Below are 16,679 nucleotides of genomic sequence, written 5' to 3'. Positions count from 1 at the left end.
GTTGTTAGTTTCGATTAAGCTTTAACCATTTATGAGCCTCTTCCATTGCCCTTGTTTCAAATTGCTCTTTTTGCTTATCTCGAGGTAGGTCATTGTAATAGAGTAGTCGGCTCCCATCATTGAAGTCGCTAAGTTCACGGTACCATGTGTATAAATGGTGCAAACCAAGTTCTTCGCCTATGCAGGTGGAAGGGAGTTCAGGATTCGTGATATTCCACTGGGTTGTTTTGTAAACTTTGTTGTCAAGTTTAATAAGAATTGAATATGTCTCTTGAGGGGCGGAAATCAGTTGCTTGAGATAATATTTAACCAGTTTTCTTGCGGCATCAAGCTTAGTTGGTAGCGTTATTTTTGTTTCTCTTAAAGCATGATCAAAATATTGCTGTAACTCAAACGGGCTATCGCGGTCGGACATTCCTGCTAGAATGATAATTGATTTAGATTCAATTCCTTCATTAAGTGCAGTCAACGCAATATCTGGAGTTTGGCTAATTGTTCGGTTACCCAAAACAAAATCTGATATTTTTTCTTGGAAATTCATTTTCATTAAAATAATCAAAAACTCACCTCATAGTCTATTGGCTGCTTTTTGATAAAATCATAAAGGGTAAGGCTACGAACGGTGTAGTATGAAACCCAATACGCGCGCAAGGCATTGATATGATCAAAGCGTGCACGGTCTTTTTCTTCCTGAGCAATATTGAGATCGGTAATGCTAATCTTCCCGATAAGGTAGCGGGCCTTGGTTACTTCATATCTTTTTTGAGCAATAGTATCGGCTTTGGCAGCAGTTTCCAGTTGGCTGGCTTGTATATTAAATCGCTTTACCTGAAGGAAAATTTCTTGCTCAAAATTGATTTCATCTTGCTGCACATCTACCTCTATCAAATCACGGTTTGCTTTGGCCCTACGAATCATTGATTTGGATTGCCCCCAGTCTACAATAGGAATGGTAACGCCTACGGTGAGGCTTTGCTGTTTAAGCGGATCGCTATATACTTGGTTTAATTCGTCTCCTTGGCGGGAAACTCCCAAGTTGGCTCGTATATTCAAGTTATAATTGGTTTGGCCACGTGCTTCCGCAATGTTCTGTTCGGCTTCTAGTCTACGTCTTCTAAATTCTAAAACCGATGAACGATTGCTACGGGCCATGTCCATAGCTTCGGCTAAAGGAACTTCCACCACGGGCACATTAGTTGGCACAGCAAGCTCTAACGGTTGGTCGGTAGGTATTTGCAAATATCGTTTTAGCGCCTGGGCTGCTACTTCATAGTTTAGATCGCTGGAGCTAAGTTGGTTTTTGGCATTAAGCAAATTGAGCTCCATTTGTAGGAGATCATTTTCGGCAATTTTGCCAAGGTTGTATCGCCCTTTTGAAATCACAAAAAGGGTATCATTATTAGAAACGTTGAGCTCGGCAATGTCTCGGTTTATCTTCGCGGCAAGTGCATCAAAATATAGGTTGGAAGCTTCAATGGCTATGCGCTCCATGTCTTCGTCAAAGGCCTGCTTTGATTCTTTATAAAGTAGCGGCTGAATTTTGTTTTCCCACTTCTGGCGGTTGTACAAAACCATGGGCTGAAAATAGCTGAAACTTACCGGTGTAGAAAAGTAATCCTGACGACTTGAGGGTTGATAAACTGTGGTTTGCTGCAAACCACTGGAAATGGAAAATAGACCTCCTGTAAACGGCACATTTTGATCAAGAGATAACTCACCTGCCAAATACGTTTGTGCCCTTTGCGGAAAGGCATAGGTTCCATCATTTTGCTCTACACGCTCAATGGCGCTGGAATAGTAGGGGAGGGTTCCATTAAAAGTTAGCTGTGGCAAATTACCAGCCCTAAACTGGCGAAAGTTCCAATACCGGTTTTCGGCAGTGTTTTCAGCACGGTAGTAGCTGGGTGAGTTTTCGCGTGCCTTTTGGATGGTTTCGTTCAAACTTAAAACTAGAGGGGCTTCTTGAGCAAAAAGTATATTTCCTACAAAGATGAGGGGTAAAATACCGAGAGATAGTCTTAGGAATTTGGGGTTAAATACAATCATATTTTAGGGATGATTAGGTAGCTAGGACTGGCATTCAGGAAATTAGAATTCTGATTAAAATCTATACTTAGAGAGGACGGGAAGCTCCGAAGAATTGAGGAGATCACCCGCCCGAACTTAGGATAGATGAAAAGCAGGTTGCTAATTTCTTGTAAGCCTTGACTTTTTGGTTCGTTTTGGGTCAAGCCAAAATGAACATGAAAAAATGTTTTTTTCACTATTGATCGCTGTGAGTTGCTCAAACATCTATTCATAACGAAGCGATTCTACGGGGTTTTGCATGGCAGCTTTGCGAGCGGGCGAAATACCGAAAATAAGTCCGGTAGCAGAGGCTACTCCAAACGAAATAAGTATGGCAAAGGGCGAAACGATGGTTTCAATTTCTGAAAACTGAGAAATGGAAAAAGACCCTGCAATTCCCAAAATAATTCCAATAACACCACCACTAAGGCTGATTAATAATGCTTCAAAAAGAAATTGGCTGATAATGTCATTTTTGCGCGCACCGATGGCCATTCGGGTTCCTATTTCACGGGTGCGCTCCAGCACCGAAGCGAGCATAATATTCATGATGCCAATTCCGCCAACAAGCAATGAAATACCAGCAATGGCACTTAATACAAGGTTGAAAATATCTTTGGTTTTTTGCTGTTGCTGAAGCAAATGCTCGGGTATCATTATTTCAAAATCTACCTGGTCGTTGTGTCTGCGCTTCAGCATTCGGCTAATAATTTCTGCACTGGAAGACAGCAGCTCACTTTCTTCTACTTGCACTACCATGCGGTCTACCTGATGGTAATTGAAATTTGTATTGGCGTTTTCATCCTCGTCATCCCAGTTTCCACCCTGGTCGGCAATGAGTTTTCCGCGATCTTCATAGCGCACTAGCATCGTATTGATGGGCGTGTAGATATCCATATTGTAATCACGAATACCAAGGTTTTCCTTGGCCTTTTGAGTCACGGCAATATCTTCGGTAATACCGACAACGGTAAGCCATTGGCTTCCACATTTGAGTTCTTTACCCAAAGCTTCTCCACCAGTAAAAAACTTTTTGGCAATGCCGCTACCGATTATGCACACGGCATCAGCATGTTCCAACTGATAGTTGGTAAACATTCGGCCCTTTCGTAGGCCAATATTTGAAATCTCAAAAAATGAAGGAGTAACCCCAATCAGCTTGGCCGTACGTTGAATTCCATTGTTGATTACGTAGGTATCCAGAATAATTTCGGGACTAATATTACTAACCGATGGAATCACTTTTTGGATACTATTGGCATCTTTTAAATCCAGCCCTTTAGAAAACTTCTTATTGTTTTCCTGGCCTTGCTCCACACCAACTTCTACCTCACTTTGTTCTACAACAGGCTTTATTTCAATGTTATTTACCCCCACCAGCTTTATTTGACTAAGGATTTCTTCCTGAGCACCTTTACCAATGGCCAGCATAGTAATTACCGCAGCAACACCAAAGATGATCCCTAAAGCTGTAAGGATTGATCGCACCTTATTGTCCCACAAAGCATTCATCGCAATGCGGAGGTTGGATAGGGTTCTTTCGCGGTTGATTAAACTCATTGAAAAATTTGTTGTTTGCTGTTAGCGGTTAATTCCGCTTTTCCGACTACCGACTACCGACTAACTTTTCCACTTCCTTCTCCCGCGCGCCTTCCGGTTCGCTTAGGTACACTTCATCATTTTCCGAAAGTCCACTTTCTACAATTACATATTCAGCATTAGCTGAACCTAATTTCACCTCTTGTTTAGAGGTTCCGGTGGTTCCTTTTAGGTACACATAACTCACACCATCCTGAGCATAAACGGCTTCCAAAGGAATTTGAAGAACGCTTTCGATTTTGTTGGTGAGGATGGTATTGCTTGTTGTCATTCCTGGCCGGTAAGTAGAGTCACTTTCGTTTACTTTTATTTCTACCTCAAAAACTTTGGTTTCAGCGCCTTTTCGGGTTTCGCCCACGTTGGCTACCTGTGTGACTTTTCCAGTAAGGGTGGCATCTGGAAAGGCATCCAGGCCGAGAGTTACCTCTTGTCCCACTTTTATCTTTCTAATTTCTACTTCGTTGATGTAAGTTTTGGAAAGCATTTCGCTGAGGTCGGGGAGGGTGGCTACAGCAGGGTCCCATGGCTGAACGGTACTACCAGCCTTTCGCTTTTCGCCACTCCATTCGCGATAATATACCACCATGCCTTGCTTTGGGGCGGTTATTCTAAATTCCTCTTCCAGCTCCTGAAGCTTCTGCAGTTGGTTTCTCGCCTTTTGCAATTCAGCCCCAGCCTCGGCCATTTTGGCTACACCTTGCTTTTTATTGATGATGTAGTTTTCGCGCGTTTGCTCTAAGTTTTGTTCCAACCGTTCTTCGTCAAGCGTAATTTTTTGAATAGTGGCCGGTGGCTCATATTTGCTTTGCTCTAGCTCAATTTTTTTCTGTTTAATCTCGAACTGTAATTTGTCAATTTCATTGCGCTTTTCGCGAAGTGTAAGCGAAGTGTCTAGCTGCGTTTGGGTATATAGACTTTGGGCTTTATCAAGCTCTACCAGCACATCGTTTATTTTGGAGCTGATGTCTGTTTTATCAAGAGCTGCAACATAGTCTCCGCTATCTACATAAGTTCCTTCGGGTACAATGTTAGAAATCTGCACACGATAAATTCCATGACGTTGCATGCTTACAGGGACAGATATTTCTTCAGAATTTTTGGCCATTAGCTCCCCTGTGCTTACCACCAGGTCTTCAAAATCGTCAACAAAAGCCTTGGTGGTAATTTCTTTTTCTTGCTCGGTTTCACCGGCAAAAGCCCAAATCAAAGTGATAATAAAAAGTGCGGAGCCTATAATCAGGGGAATCCTGTATTTTTTCATTGTATCGGTTTTGCTTAGCTGATAGGCTAATATAAATTTTGTGCAGGAGTATTTCCTTACAAAAATTAGCCAACGGTTCAATTTTAACGAAAGTTTAGGAATGTTATTTTTTGAGATATTAAACGAAAAAGCCCTTCTGGCTTTACCAAAAGGGCTTGGATGTTTTGGGTCGTATCAACAGTTTCCGGCCTGTCTAGCTGAATAACGGGGCTCTACGCTATGCTTCGGTCAGAATGATTATCCTAGCTTCATTCCGGCCGAAGAGCCGTAATCTATTCAACCAATTAACCATTAACTAATTTACTTACTCGGTGGCATACTTGGCCTTACCTCAATTTTACTGGGCAAGGTGCGTGCATCCAACTTCATTAAGCTGGCAATCATTTCGCCAATATCTTCCGGTTGAATTTTCCATGCGTCATCTTCATTAGGCGTATGACCATTAAAATGTGTAGCAACAGAACCCGGCATGATGGTAGAAACACGAATTCCATACTGGCGTAAATCCAGCATTATAGCTTGTGAAAACCCAGTCAATCCAAACTTGCTGGCATTGTAAGCCGAACCTTGAGCAAAGAAATTGGTGCCAGCCAAACTGCTCAAAGTGATAATAAAGCCTTTAGATTTTTTTAGAGATTCCAAGCCAGCTTTTACCGAGTAAAACACTCCGGTAAGATTGGTGTCAATCACTTCGCTCCATTGCTCTGGCGTCATGTCTTCTATGGTAGCAAAATGGCCAAGCCCAGCATTGGCAAATAGTAAATCAATTTCCCCGAATTTTTCTATGGCTTTTTGAACAGCGGCTTGTTGCGATTCAAAGTTTCGCACGTCTGATTCTACACCAAAAGCTTCACCTTTTCCACTTTTGTTAAGTTCGGCAGCAGCTTCATCTGCAGCTTTTTGGCTACGGCTGGTGATGGCTACTTTCATGCCTTCCGCCATTAATATTTGAGCTACTCCGTATCCTATCCCTTTAGTACCTCCGGTAATGAAGGCTACTTTGTTTTCTATGTTGGTCATATGTATTTGTTAAAAGTTGATGGTTAAATGTTAAAGGTTTCGAAGTTAGATAATGATAGGTGGCCGAGATTGTTTTCGAGATTGATTATGGTTATGAAGTGTTTGAATTCCCCTTCAATGCTTGAAGGGGAATGTATAGCGCATAAAAAAAGCCATAGAGCTGAACTCCATGGCTTCTATATTATTTGCGGAATCATTGATTGGTAAGGTCACGTCTAACACACCAATTAACCAATCAACGAATTAACTAGCTAACTACCTTCTTCCCACTTTTTTCAAGATTCTTCTCAATTTTATGAGTAGGTCTGGTCCATTTTGGTTTTTCACCAAGGGCAGGGGTCATTTCTTCTTTTGGTTTAGAAACGGGCTGCTTTTTGTCCACAAAAGGAGCTTTAGGCTTAAGGCCAAGAATTTTGAAAAGCTTCATATCCTCATCTACATCCGGGTTGGGAGTGGTAAGCAATTTGTCACCAGCAAAAATGGAGCTGGCACCAGCCATAAAGCAAAATGCCTGACCTTCCTGGCTCATGTTTGTTCTTCCTGCCGAAAGGCGAACCTGAGTTTTTGGAAGTACAATACGCGTGGTTGCAACCATGCGCACCATATCCCAAATTTCAATTGGCTCCTGATCTTCCATCGGAGTACCATCCACAGATACCAAAGCATTGATTGGCACACTCTCAGGTGGTGTTTCCATGTTGGCATATTTTTCCAACATTCCAGCACGGTCGGTGATAGCTTCTCCCATACCAATGATACCACCGGAGCAAACGTTTACGCCAGTTTTGCGAACGTTTTCAATGGTATTTATGCGATCTTCATAATCACGGGTAGAGATCACTTCTTTATAATATTCTTCTGAAGAATCAAGGTTGTGATTGTAGGAGTGAAGACCTGCTTCTTCAAGGCGTTTTGCTTGATTTTCGGTAATCATACCAAGGGTGCAGCACACTTCCAAACCTACTTCATTCACGGTGCGAACCATGTCCAACACTTGGTCAAACTCGGGGCCATCTTTCACGTTTCTCCACGCAGCACCCATGCAAAGTCGCGATGATCCTGAAGCTTTGGCGCGCAAAGCCTGAGCTTTTACGTGAGATACCCGCATTAAATCTTCACCTTCCACACCGGTAGAGTATCGCGCAGATTGCGGACAGTATCCACAGTCCTCGGGGCATCCTCCGGTTTTCACCGAAAGAAGTGTGCTTACTTGCACTTCGTTGGGGTTGTGATTTTCGCGATGAACGCTTGCAGCCTGATACACAAGGTCTAAAAACGGCTGATTGTAAATATCTTCTATCTCTTGACGAGTCCAGTTCTTTTTCATAAAACAGGGTTGTTTTCGACCGCCAAACTTACAGCATTAGCGCCAAAGCCAACGGCATTTATCAATATTCTGTTAATACTTTTTGGTTCAAGGGATTGGCTCCAATCCGGGGCAATCCACTGTTTGTTTTTTATCACTTGTACGGCCATCCAAAGGCTTACCGGGCCCGAGCTTCCAAAGCAATGGCCAGATAAAAACTTGGTGGAGGTGGTAGGAATTTCTCCAAATAACTTTTCAATGGCCGCCATTTCTGAGGCATCGCCCTTTATGGTTCCGGGAGCGTGTGCTACTATGGCATCGGGCTTTTCCCAGCCTGTAGCTTTTAGGGCCATTTTCATCGAATGTTGAAAACACTTTCCATCTGGGGATAAGCCGGTTGCGGAGTTTCCAGTTTCAGTACCAAATCCTACACCTACAATCTTTACAACCGCATTTTTTGGTTCCAGCGAAAGGTCAAATAATACAGAACCTTCGCCCAGCACCATGGTGTTTTTATCCAAATTGGGCATCAGAGCTTTACATGGAAAATCCCCTTCACCACCTAATATTTTCAAGGCCTGCATCTGTGCAATTGTAAAATCGGTGATAGGCGCTTCGGCACCTCCGGCAATCGCTTGATCTACAAATCCGGCATTGAGCCAAGCGCAGGCATCGGCTATGGCACGAAGTCCACTGGCGCAGGTGATGCTCTGATCTATATCTATAAAGTTGCTACTTTGTAAATAGGCACCCACATTACTGGCTAGTTGGCCGGCTGTGGTCAATGGCGAATCCAAGAGTCCTGCATTTCCTGTTTTGGAAAATGAGGAATAGGCTTCTTCCCAGATACCGGTGGCTCCTCGAGAGGAACCAATAGCCACGAGGGTTGAGGTCTCTTTATTCAAGTTTTGTTTGAGCTGATCAGCTGCAAAAAGTGCTAGTTGTGTGCTTCTATCCAGTCTTTTGTAGCCCTTATGTTCAGGGTTGAATTCATCAAAATTAGCATCACTAATTTGAGCGACAGCTTCGCCATTGAATTTTGAAAAACATGATTTTTTGGAAACACAGTTTTCCCAAGCCTCCTGCCCATTTCCGCCAAGGTTAGCCACAAAACCTATGTTGTGAATGTAAACGGGTTTCATGTTTTTTGAATTTTATCCAGGCAGTTGATGATGGTTTGATGCACTTTTTCCAATTCTGCTTTGGTGATAGTGTAGGGTGGAAGCACGTAAATCACATTGCCCAAAGGACGAATGAGGACACCATTTTCAATGAAGTAACCATACAACTCATCGCGCAGTCCGTGGTGATAATTTGAAGTTTCGTCAGAGCGAACATCCAGCGCCAGCAAAGTTCCTTTAACACGAATATTGGTCGCCATCGGGTGGGCGCTTAGCTTTTCAGCGAAAGCTTTTTGCCTTGCCATTAAGCTGCTTCGTTGCTCTTGAATTTCATCACTTTCCCAAAGTTCTAATCCCGCAATAGCGGCCGCACAGCCCACCGGATTTGCAGTAAAAGAATGTCCGTGCATGAGCGCTTTCGATTTATCATCATCGTAAAACCCACGATACACTTCTTCCGTGGCAACGGTAAGCCCCATGGGCAAAACACCAGCTGTGAGCCCTTTGGAAAGGCACATGATGTCTGGCTTTATTTTAGTTTGCTCACTGGCAAACATCGTTTCCAATCGGCCAAAACCCGTCATCACTTCGTCAGCAATGAGGAAGGCACCGGCATCTTTTATCTTTTTCAAAATTGGGTCCAGAGCAGTTGCTTCATAAAATTGCATACCTGCGGCACCTTGTACCAAAGGCTCGTAAATGAACCCGCAAACTTCTTCCAAATCAATTTGGTCAAGAGCTTTTAAGGCTTCATTTTCCTTTCCTTTTTCAGGAATGGGAATGCGAACCACCGTGGGGAGCATATCTGCAAAAGCACTGTTGAATACTCCCAATCCTCCGGTAGCCATAGCTCCAAAAGTGTCGCCATGATAGGCGTTTTCAAAAGCCAGGAGTACCCTGCGCTTCTTGTTTCCCTTATTATAAAAATATTGAAGCGCCATTTTCATAGCTACTTCCACGGAAGTGGAACCGTTGTCACTAAAGAACAGGCGACTGAAATTTCCGGGTAAAAGCGGCAGAAGTTTATCAGCCAATTTTATGGCAGCAGGGTGTGTAAATCCTGCAAAAAGGACGTGGTCTAATTTGCCAATTTGCTTATAAATAGCTTCTTGAATATGAGGATGGCCGTGGCCGTACGTGTTTACCCACCACGATGAAATAGCATCGATAATGGTGTTTCCATTTTCCAAAATCAAGGAAGAGCCTTTGGCTTCAACCACAGGAATGTGGCTGCCAAAATCCTTCATTTGTGTGTAGGGATGCCACTGATGTTTTTGGTCCAATGCCGAAATGCTGCTTTCGTTTTCGGGCAGCACATGGTTGGACAACATTTCGTCAAGGTCAAGATTCTTTAGTCCATCAGCCATTTTTCCAACGCAGTTTTAAGTTTTTGACTTTGCAGAAATACAAAATTGCTATCTACATTTTTAGCTTCATCAATTCGCCCTAGAATTTGGCTTTCGCCAAAATTGGCAATTGCTTCTTCGGTGTCTTTGTTTTCACTTCCGTTAAAAAGGATGCCCGGAACAATGCCCTTCTGATTTAAATAAGCAATAGAAAGTAATGTGTGGTTGATGCTTCCCAAATAATGGCGTGAAACTAAAATCACTTTGTCCTTCGGCTCAATCAAATCCGCGACCCTATTTTTAGCGTTAAGCGGAACCAACAAGCCACCGGCACCTTCTATCAAAAGGCGTTCGGAAGTTGGTCTCTTAATTTTGTCTAAATTGATTTCTACGTCATCAATTTTAGCGGCAGCGTGAGGAGAAAGAGGAGCTTCCAAACGATAAGCTTCGGGGTGAAAAACTGTTGACGTTTCACCGAGCAAATCTTTCACCGTAAGGGTATCCGAATCAGTGTTGGCGCCACTCTGAATAGGTTTCCAATAATCCAAACCCAAGGCGTGGCAAACGATGGCCGAGGCAATGGTTTTTCCAGCATCGGTGTGAATACCTGTTACGAAAACTGTCTTCATGATTCCAGAACCTGATTTAGGGTATTGGCGAGCGAACGTACATCCGCCTCAGTATTGAAAGCGTGCAAAATTATACGAATGCGCTCAGTACCCAAAGGAACGGTGGGGTGAAGTATGGCTTTTACCAAAAATCCTTTTTCAAGGAGTTGCTGCTCAGCTTGTTTGGTAGAATTATTATTTCCAAAAACTACAGATTGAATAGGGGTGGACGATGGCAAAAGTTTGGATTGTGCTTTTGCGGAAAGTTGGGCTTTAAAACTTGCAATATGCTTGTTTAGGGCAATTCTCCTATGTTCACCTTCTTTTTGTAAAAGGAGATAAGCTTGCTTTATTTTAAGAACACTTTCCGGGGGAAGACCAGTGGTGTATATCAAAGACCGGGCGTGGTTTACCAAAAAATTGATTAGATGTTTTGGACCCAGAACAGCCCCTCCATGCAAGCCCATGGCTTTGGAAAAAGTAACAATAGTAGCCAGTACTTTTTGCTGAAGCCCCAGCTGATGCACTAAGCCCAAATCGAAAACGCCCAATGCGTGTGCTTCATCCACAATTAGGCCTATGTTTTCATGGTCACAGAGTTTTGCGATTTCTTGCAGAGGAGCTATATCTCCATCCATGCTAAAGACAGATTCAGTGACAACAAAAACGTGTTTGTGTTTGGAAGAAAACTGCTCTAATTTTTGAGCTAAATCATCCAAATCATTGTGCTTAAACTTATAAGCCGAAGCATTGGACAAACGGATTCCATCGCGGATGGAGGCGTGACAGAGTTCATCAAAAAGAATAACATTACTTCGCTGAGGAAGGCTTGATAAAACACCCAAATTGGCCATAAAGCCTGTGGGGAAAATAAGCGCTGATTCTACCGAATGTTGGTTGGCAATAAAGCTTTCGACTTCTGTGTAAGCTGAATGATTTCCTGAAATCAAGCGACTGCCTCCGGCACCATGAGCTTTTGCTTCTTGAGAGATTTTCAGAGCTTCATCTTTGGCAAAACCTAGATAATCATTGGAGAAAAAGTCGATGCCCTCTGGCCAGTTTTTCAACGAGCGATAGGCATTGCTTTTTTGCTTTAACTCATGAGTTTGTGCTATGTATTTCAGGATATCCTTCACCTCAGATAATTGAGGGGCAAAGAAAGTAAAGAATAAGCTTGGTGCCTCCTAAAGTTTTAAAGTGTATGTGATTAGACATAAAGATTTAGGGACTCATAGAGTTAAGCACTTGAGCTTTGAATGGAGTTTGATGAAATGTTGGGATGATTGCGATTTTAACAGAAATAGTAAATCATGAACCATGTATCCTGTAATATAATACCGAGTAATAAAAGAAAAGCGGCTAATGAGCCGCTTCCTTATATATTTCATTACAGTTTTAAAAGCCGTTTTACGAGCAGCCTGTTGTCAAGTGAAGCTTGAAGAATATAGGTTCCTGCAGGAAATGAACTGATATCGATATGTTCGCCATTTATCGCTTTACCTTCGCATAATGTCTGTCCACTGAGGCTTAGCAACCTATAGTCAAAGGCACCCTCTAGCTCTATGGTAATAACTCCGGAGGAAGGGTTGGGGTAAATGGTAAAGGGGTGACTAAGACTAGTTTCGCTCAAACCAATTAGACTGTTGGCTTTATATTGAAGTTTTCCAAGGGCGCTGAGGTGTTTCCATGAGCGGTTAGCTTCGGGTACAAGATGGGGTGGGAATAAAATATCTTCACCATGAAAACCCAATACATATACGTTGCCCTGATTGTCTACATCAATGTCGCGGAGCTCCAGGCCGGTGTCCCAATTGTCAGTGCCCATAAAGGCATAGCTGCGGTTATCAAGGCTTAGATTACTGCGTACAATCATGTGTGCATCTTCGTAATTAGGCGGCAATATGGTGTCTGTTCCCAAATAGGAAGCATTTGGCAAATTCTCTACTATAGACGTGCTTATTACAGTGGTGTCCTCTATGTAGATTTGGTTTATGGGAAACCTGGTGTCCAGTTTCTTGAGCAAATTCATATTGTCATCAAAATGAAGCAAAGCATATTCGCCTTTAGCAAAGGTGTCCGTTCCCACAATAGTGTAATCTTGCTTTTCGCCCGCACCAAAGTAAAAATCGCCAGAGGCAGGATCAAAGGCCATGGCGGCATCGCTCATATTTTGGAACAGATTATAGTATTGCGATTTAAATAGAAGTGAATCACGCTGTGTGACTGTGCTTGTACTCACATCATACTTGGTTTTTACGAGATAGCGAGGAGAACTAATGGAACTTCCTCCTTCAGCATCCATGTAGGTCAGAATATTTGAATTTAAGTGAAAAGGTGTAGCTACAGGGAGGGTATACTGGGCAAAAAAGAAATGATGGACCACACTGCCATCCGTATTACTAAGCTCTAAAAATATATCTCCTGCACCGCTCAGTGTGGTTACTGTGTTTCCATCAAAAATAAAGGGTCCTGCTCCGGCTGCTATTTGTAACAATATATTACCATTAGCCAAAAACTGCACAGCTTTAGGTTTTTCCTGAGGATGGCTTTTTATCCAAAGGTTATCTCCTGTTTGGCCTGAAAATTTTCCGATAAACATCTGCTTATCAGTTACACCGCTAGTAGTAAGCGTATCTGTGTTAAGTTCAAATACTGAGGCAAAAGATGATACTACTAATAGATCATTATTAGCATCCAGAGCCGTATTACCTTCGCCTTGATTACGTGAGATATACACTTTTTTCCATTTTAAGATACCGGCAGTATCATGGCGGGCCACCGTAAAATTGTAGTTGGTAGCATTACCACCACCGGCCACGATGACCTCTCCATTAGTAGTAATACGTGCGCCAAAATAGGGGTCTACATTATTGATTCTTTTGCCATAGTGCCAGGTTTTGGCTGTTACTGGTTGTGCAAAGCTCGAAATGGTAGCCAGGCCCAGTATGCATGATAAGTAGAATTTTTTAGTCATGGTATAAGTTTTGTTTTAGTCAAAATTATAAGTGTTCTGCAATGGGTGAAATAGGGCAGATGTCGTAAAGTTTGGATGGAGGTGTTCCCACGAAAATCACCCAGAAGGAAAGATTTTTTAACAAAAAAGGCCGCAAGAAACTGCGGCCTGAGCAAGGTTTGGTTAAGGGGTGGTTAGTTACCAGGAGGATACTGTTACCGCATTGAAGCCCCCGTTTTCAAGCTTCATAGTACTGCCGTCTTTAGAATTAGTGAGTGTTCCGCTGAAGGTACCCGTAACTTTTTTGCCATCAATTTTGGAGAGTTTCACTTCACCAGAAGTAGCTTCATAAGCCGTTTGATTATCGGGGTAATAGGCGAAGAAACCCTTATTACGCTCAAAAGTATGCGAGCCAACAGAGTAAGTGCCTTCGGTGTTTCCATTGATATAAATGGAGAGTTGCTTGAGGCCATCTTCATGTTTTACAAAGTAGGTGGTGTCTTCCCAATTGTAGCCACCTCCCGTTCCGGAAATTGTTAAGCCATCTAGGGTATAGGTAATTTCTCCGGCTTTGGCCGATGGTTGGCTGGTTTGATCATCTTCTTTATCATCTTTTGAACATGAAGCAAAAGCAATGGCGCAGGCCAACACAGTGGATTTTAGAATTTTCATAGTTTAATTTTTAGGTAAAACTATGGCTGGAAAGTGTTGGTGTAAATAGGGCAGATGCCGTAAAGTTTGGCTGGGGAGGTTTTCACGCAAAGTCGCCAAGGCGCAAAGAATACAAAGCGAAAAAGCTCCAGAGAGATGACATATTGGTTAATGAAGGTATGGGGCGGTGGATACGAGCGAGACGCTGGCATCAGCCGGTGCAAAGGGTACAAAGAACTTAAGCTTCAGAGGAGCTGTACTTTGGAAGAAAGTAGGATAGGAAAGTTTTCGGGCAGCGTTAAAGTTTTTAAAGTCAAATAATATAAGGCGCTTATAATTTCCTTAGTTGCATCCATATTTTTAGTTCGGATTCAATTAACTTGATTGAGTTATTAATTTCTTTCAATTGAATTGCTTTAGTTTCAAATTCTTTATTTGTTAGGTAAGGTGATGCAATTACTTCAAAAAGCGGAGGATTAAAACATTCAAGTTTAAGGTTCAATTGTTCATCACGTTGGTCAGGCCTTACTAATATTAGTCGGTACTCATTTTCATATTTGAATCCAATGTGCTTCATGAAAAATGATGGCACCTTGCTCATTATTGCTTCATCGTCAAAAACATCATGGAAATTAAAGTACCTAACTCTTCCGATGAAGTTATTGTCCTCAGAGTTAGTTTCAGCTAATGCTTGCGTTACAATTTTTTCAAAATCAATCCTTCGAAATTTTATCGCAAATCCATCGTCACTATAATTATCCCACAATCCAGCAGATTCATGGTTAGAGTTTATCCAGCAACTAATAAAAGTTGTTTTTTGATTTTGTTGGACTTCAAGTTTATATTTATTGAATGACTGCAGAAGGACACGATAGGAGTCCTCCCTCTGCTTAACAGTCAAATTGGGATTATCTGGTTTTAATAAAGGGTGAGATGCTAAAATTTCAACTAATTGGTAAGCAGTAATACCTTCTAGATTATCCTTGAATCGATCTAGTCGTGGTAAATAAAGGTTTTGTGAGGTAATAAAGGAGATGAGTTTTTCCCAACTCAAATATCGAAAAATGAATTCGGGGCTATTTGTTTCTATATTATAAATATTCAAATCTGGAGTGCATAGTTTATTAAATTAAGTCTTTAAGGCTTCACCGGCACCTTCAAATCATACCCAAACCTTTTATTCAAACCTTCAATAAAATGACCAGCCAGAAGTGGAGAAGCTTGCTCCAGGTTTTGGTGAATAAAAAAGTAAATGCCTTTGATGCCTTGCTTAATCCACGGTTCCAGTTTGTCCAACCAATCATCCAGTCGGTCGTAATCGGAATCTACATTGGCGCCAACATAGCGCACAAAAGCATAAGGTGTGGTAAGACGCATGTGGAGCATATCCCTTCGTCCGGCTGTGTCTACAATTATGTTGGTGGCATTGTACGCTTCCAGCATGTTGTAAATTTCTGTGGCAACAGGTTCTTTAAACCATTCTTCATTCCGGACTTCTACAGCAAGGGGTGCTTCCTTCGGAAAGTCCTTCAAAAAGGTTTCCATGCGGGCAATGTCTTTTGGCTTAAAGTCATCCCGTAATTGGAGAAATAGCATACCTAGCTTTTCTTCAAGTGCAAGGGCGTTATCCACCAAAATGCGAGTGATGTCACCTGCTTGGTTCAATCGTTTCCAGTGGCTCACCTCCTGATTTAGCTTTGGGAAAAACTTAAAATCAGCAGGAGTTTTTTCGCCCCAGGTTTTAAATTGATCAGCTCCAAAAGGACGGTAAAAAGTAGCGTTCAACTCAATAGAATTAAACTGGGTAGAATAGTATTCCAACTCGTCTTTTGTACCTCTGGGGTAAAAGCCTTTAAGGTCAGCACGGTTCCACTTAGCGCATCCAACAAATATTTCCGGTTTGGAAGATGTGTCACCTTTTTCCTTCAGTACGCGTGCCGTTTCAGGGTGGTCAGGAGGTAGGGTGAAATCTATTTTTGAGGGGTCGTCTACTTTTCCGAATTTCATTTTTTGAGGTGTTTTTTTACAAATTGGTAAGGGGTTAATACCGGTATTTCGCTTTGAGCGAAACCTTTTTTATCTCTAGTAACTATGTAGTCAATATTTCCTGCTTCTACCGCTGAAAAGTACTGGACAGCGTCTTCAAAGTCTGGAAAACCTGAAGTAAATGCTTTTTGAAATACGCTCTTTGATGCAGGGATGAAGTTTAACTCTTTGGTAGTTTGATCAACCGACTCCAGTACTTTTTTTAGTTTGTACGTGTTTGTCAATGTGTAGACCGTGTTTAGAACTGTGATTGATGAAACAGAGATTTGACACTTTCCATCGTACATGAGTTTAAATATCTCCAAGGCTTCAACATTGTGAGGTTCGCGTTGGCTAAGCAAGTCGATTAAAATGTTGGTATCAATGAATACATTCATCCCAGAGAATTGTACTTTTCGATAAGTCGCTTGGCTTTTTCTTTTTTGTAGTCAAAGTCATCAGGAACCTTAAAAGCTCCAAAAACTCCTTCGAGTTCCTCAGGAACCTCAACTTCTTCAGTTTGTGGTTTTGCCTTTTGAGTCAAGAACTCTTGAACTAATTTAGAAAGGGAAACGCCCTGCTGTTTAGCGTATTCCTTGGCTCGGTCTATTATTTCCTGATCTATTGATAATGTCAACTTCGTTTGCATTACGTAACATTTTATTCAAAGATACGTATAAATTTTACGCATGGTTTTAACTGGGTTTTGGTTCAAGACCTGA

General features: G+C 42.0%; 16 protein-coding genes. All 16 read right to left on the bottom strand.

Annotated elements, in window-relative coordinates:
- Positions 1-4 precede the first annotated feature (4 nt).
- Positions 5-541 carry a hypothetical protein gene (locus OWEHO_RS06760; protein WP_041628033.1) on the bottom strand — a complete coding sequence of 179 codons (537 nt, stop codon included), beginning with the start codon at positions 539-541 and terminating at the stop codon, positions 5-7.
- Positions 542-555: 14 nt separating this feature from the next.
- Positions 556-2,046 carry a TolC family protein gene (locus tag OWEHO_RS06755; protein ID WP_014201724.1) on the bottom strand — a complete coding sequence of 497 codons (1,491 nt, stop codon included), beginning with the start codon at positions 2,044-2,046 and terminating at the stop codon, positions 556-558.
- A gap of 246 nt (positions 2,047-2,292) precedes the next feature.
- Positions 2,293-3,627 (bottom strand): ABC transporter permease, encoded by a 1,335-nt coding sequence (locus OWEHO_RS06750; protein ID WP_014201723.1) that lies wholly within the window; start codon positions 3,625-3,627, stop codon positions 2,293-2,295.
- A gap of 46 nt (positions 3,628-3,673) precedes the next feature.
- Positions 3,674-4,927, bottom strand: coding sequence for an efflux RND transporter periplasmic adaptor subunit (locus OWEHO_RS06745; RefSeq protein WP_014201722.1), 1,254 nt, complete (start codon positions 4,925-4,927; stop codon positions 3,674-3,676).
- 300 nt (positions 4,928-5,227) lie between these two features.
- Positions 5,228-5,947 carry an SDR family oxidoreductase gene (locus OWEHO_RS06740; protein ID WP_014201721.1) on the bottom strand — a complete coding sequence of 240 codons (720 nt, stop codon included), beginning with the start codon at positions 5,945-5,947 and terminating at the stop codon, positions 5,228-5,230.
- A gap of 247 nt (positions 5,948-6,194) precedes the next feature.
- A complete protein-coding gene (gene bioB / locus OWEHO_RS06735; RefSeq protein WP_014201720.1) occupies positions 6,195-7,274 on the bottom strand; it encodes a biotin synthase BioB in 1,080 nt (359 codons plus the stop codon).
- On the bottom strand, positions 7,271-8,395 hold the full coding sequence (locus tag OWEHO_RS06730) for a beta-ketoacyl synthase N-terminal-like domain-containing protein (RefSeq protein WP_014201719.1): 1,125 nt from the start codon (positions 8,393-8,395) through the stop codon (positions 7,271-7,273). The genes bioB and OWEHO_RS06730 overlap by 4 nt, the downstream gene beginning before the upstream one ends.
- A complete protein-coding gene (bioA, locus tag OWEHO_RS06725) occupies positions 8,392-9,741 on the bottom strand; it encodes an adenosylmethionine--8-amino-7-oxononanoate transaminase (RefSeq protein ID WP_014201718.1) in 1,350 nt (449 codons plus the stop codon). The genes OWEHO_RS06730 and bioA overlap by 4 nt, the downstream gene beginning before the upstream one ends.
- Entirely contained in the window at positions 9,726-10,349 is a 624-nt protein-coding gene (bioD, locus tag OWEHO_RS06720) for a dethiobiotin synthase (RefSeq protein ID WP_014201717.1), read from the bottom strand. The genes bioA and bioD overlap by 16 nt, the downstream gene beginning before the upstream one ends.
- Positions 10,346-11,464 carry an aminotransferase class I/II-fold pyridoxal phosphate-dependent enzyme gene (locus OWEHO_RS06715; protein ID WP_014201716.1) on the bottom strand — a complete coding sequence of 373 codons (1,119 nt, stop codon included), beginning with the start codon at positions 11,462-11,464 and terminating at the stop codon, positions 10,346-10,348. Before OWEHO_RS06715 ends, bioD begins: the two co-directional genes overlap by 4 nt.
- Positions 11,465-11,715: 251 nt before the next feature.
- Entirely contained in the window at positions 11,716-13,302 is a 1,587-nt protein-coding gene (locus tag OWEHO_RS06710) for a T9SS type A sorting domain-containing protein (protein ID WP_014201715.1), read from the bottom strand.
- A gap of 177 nt (positions 13,303-13,479) precedes the next feature.
- Positions 13,480-13,953, bottom strand: coding sequence for a DUF6252 family protein (locus OWEHO_RS06705; protein ID WP_014201714.1), 474 nt, complete (start codon positions 13,951-13,953; stop codon positions 13,480-13,482).
- A gap of 310 nt (positions 13,954-14,263) precedes the next feature.
- Complete coding sequence (locus tag OWEHO_RS06700) at positions 14,264-14,986, bottom strand: DUF2971 domain-containing protein (RefSeq protein WP_041627477.1); 723 nt, start codon at positions 14,984-14,986, stop codon at positions 14,264-14,266.
- 83 nt (positions 14,987-15,069) lie between these two features.
- Positions 15,070-15,939 carry a DUF72 domain-containing protein gene (locus OWEHO_RS06695; RefSeq protein ID WP_014201712.1) on the bottom strand — a complete coding sequence of 290 codons (870 nt, stop codon included), beginning with the start codon at positions 15,937-15,939 and terminating at the stop codon, positions 15,070-15,072.
- On the bottom strand, positions 15,936-16,355 hold the full coding sequence (locus tag OWEHO_RS06690) for a type II toxin-antitoxin system VapC family toxin (protein WP_014201711.1): 420 nt from the start codon (positions 16,353-16,355) through the stop codon (positions 15,936-15,938). The genes OWEHO_RS06695 and OWEHO_RS06690 overlap by 4 nt, the downstream gene beginning before the upstream one ends.
- The gene (locus OWEHO_RS06685) at positions 16,352-16,606 is read right to left on the bottom strand and encodes a DUF6364 family protein (RefSeq protein WP_014201710.1); all 255 of its coding nucleotides are present in this window, start codon (positions 16,604-16,606) and stop codon (positions 16,352-16,354) included. Before OWEHO_RS06685 ends, OWEHO_RS06690 begins: the two co-directional genes overlap by 4 nt.
- Between the last annotated feature and the right edge of the window lie 73 nt (positions 16,607-16,679).

It is taken from the genome of Owenweeksia hongkongensis DSM 17368 (assembly GCF_000236705.1).
Taxonomy (GTDB): Bacteria; Bacteroidota; Bacteroidia; order Flavobacteriales; family Schleiferiaceae; genus Owenweeksia; species Owenweeksia hongkongensis.
The sequence above is the reverse complement of the archived record's forward strand: the minus strand, read 5'-3'. Positions and strand labels throughout refer to the sequence as shown.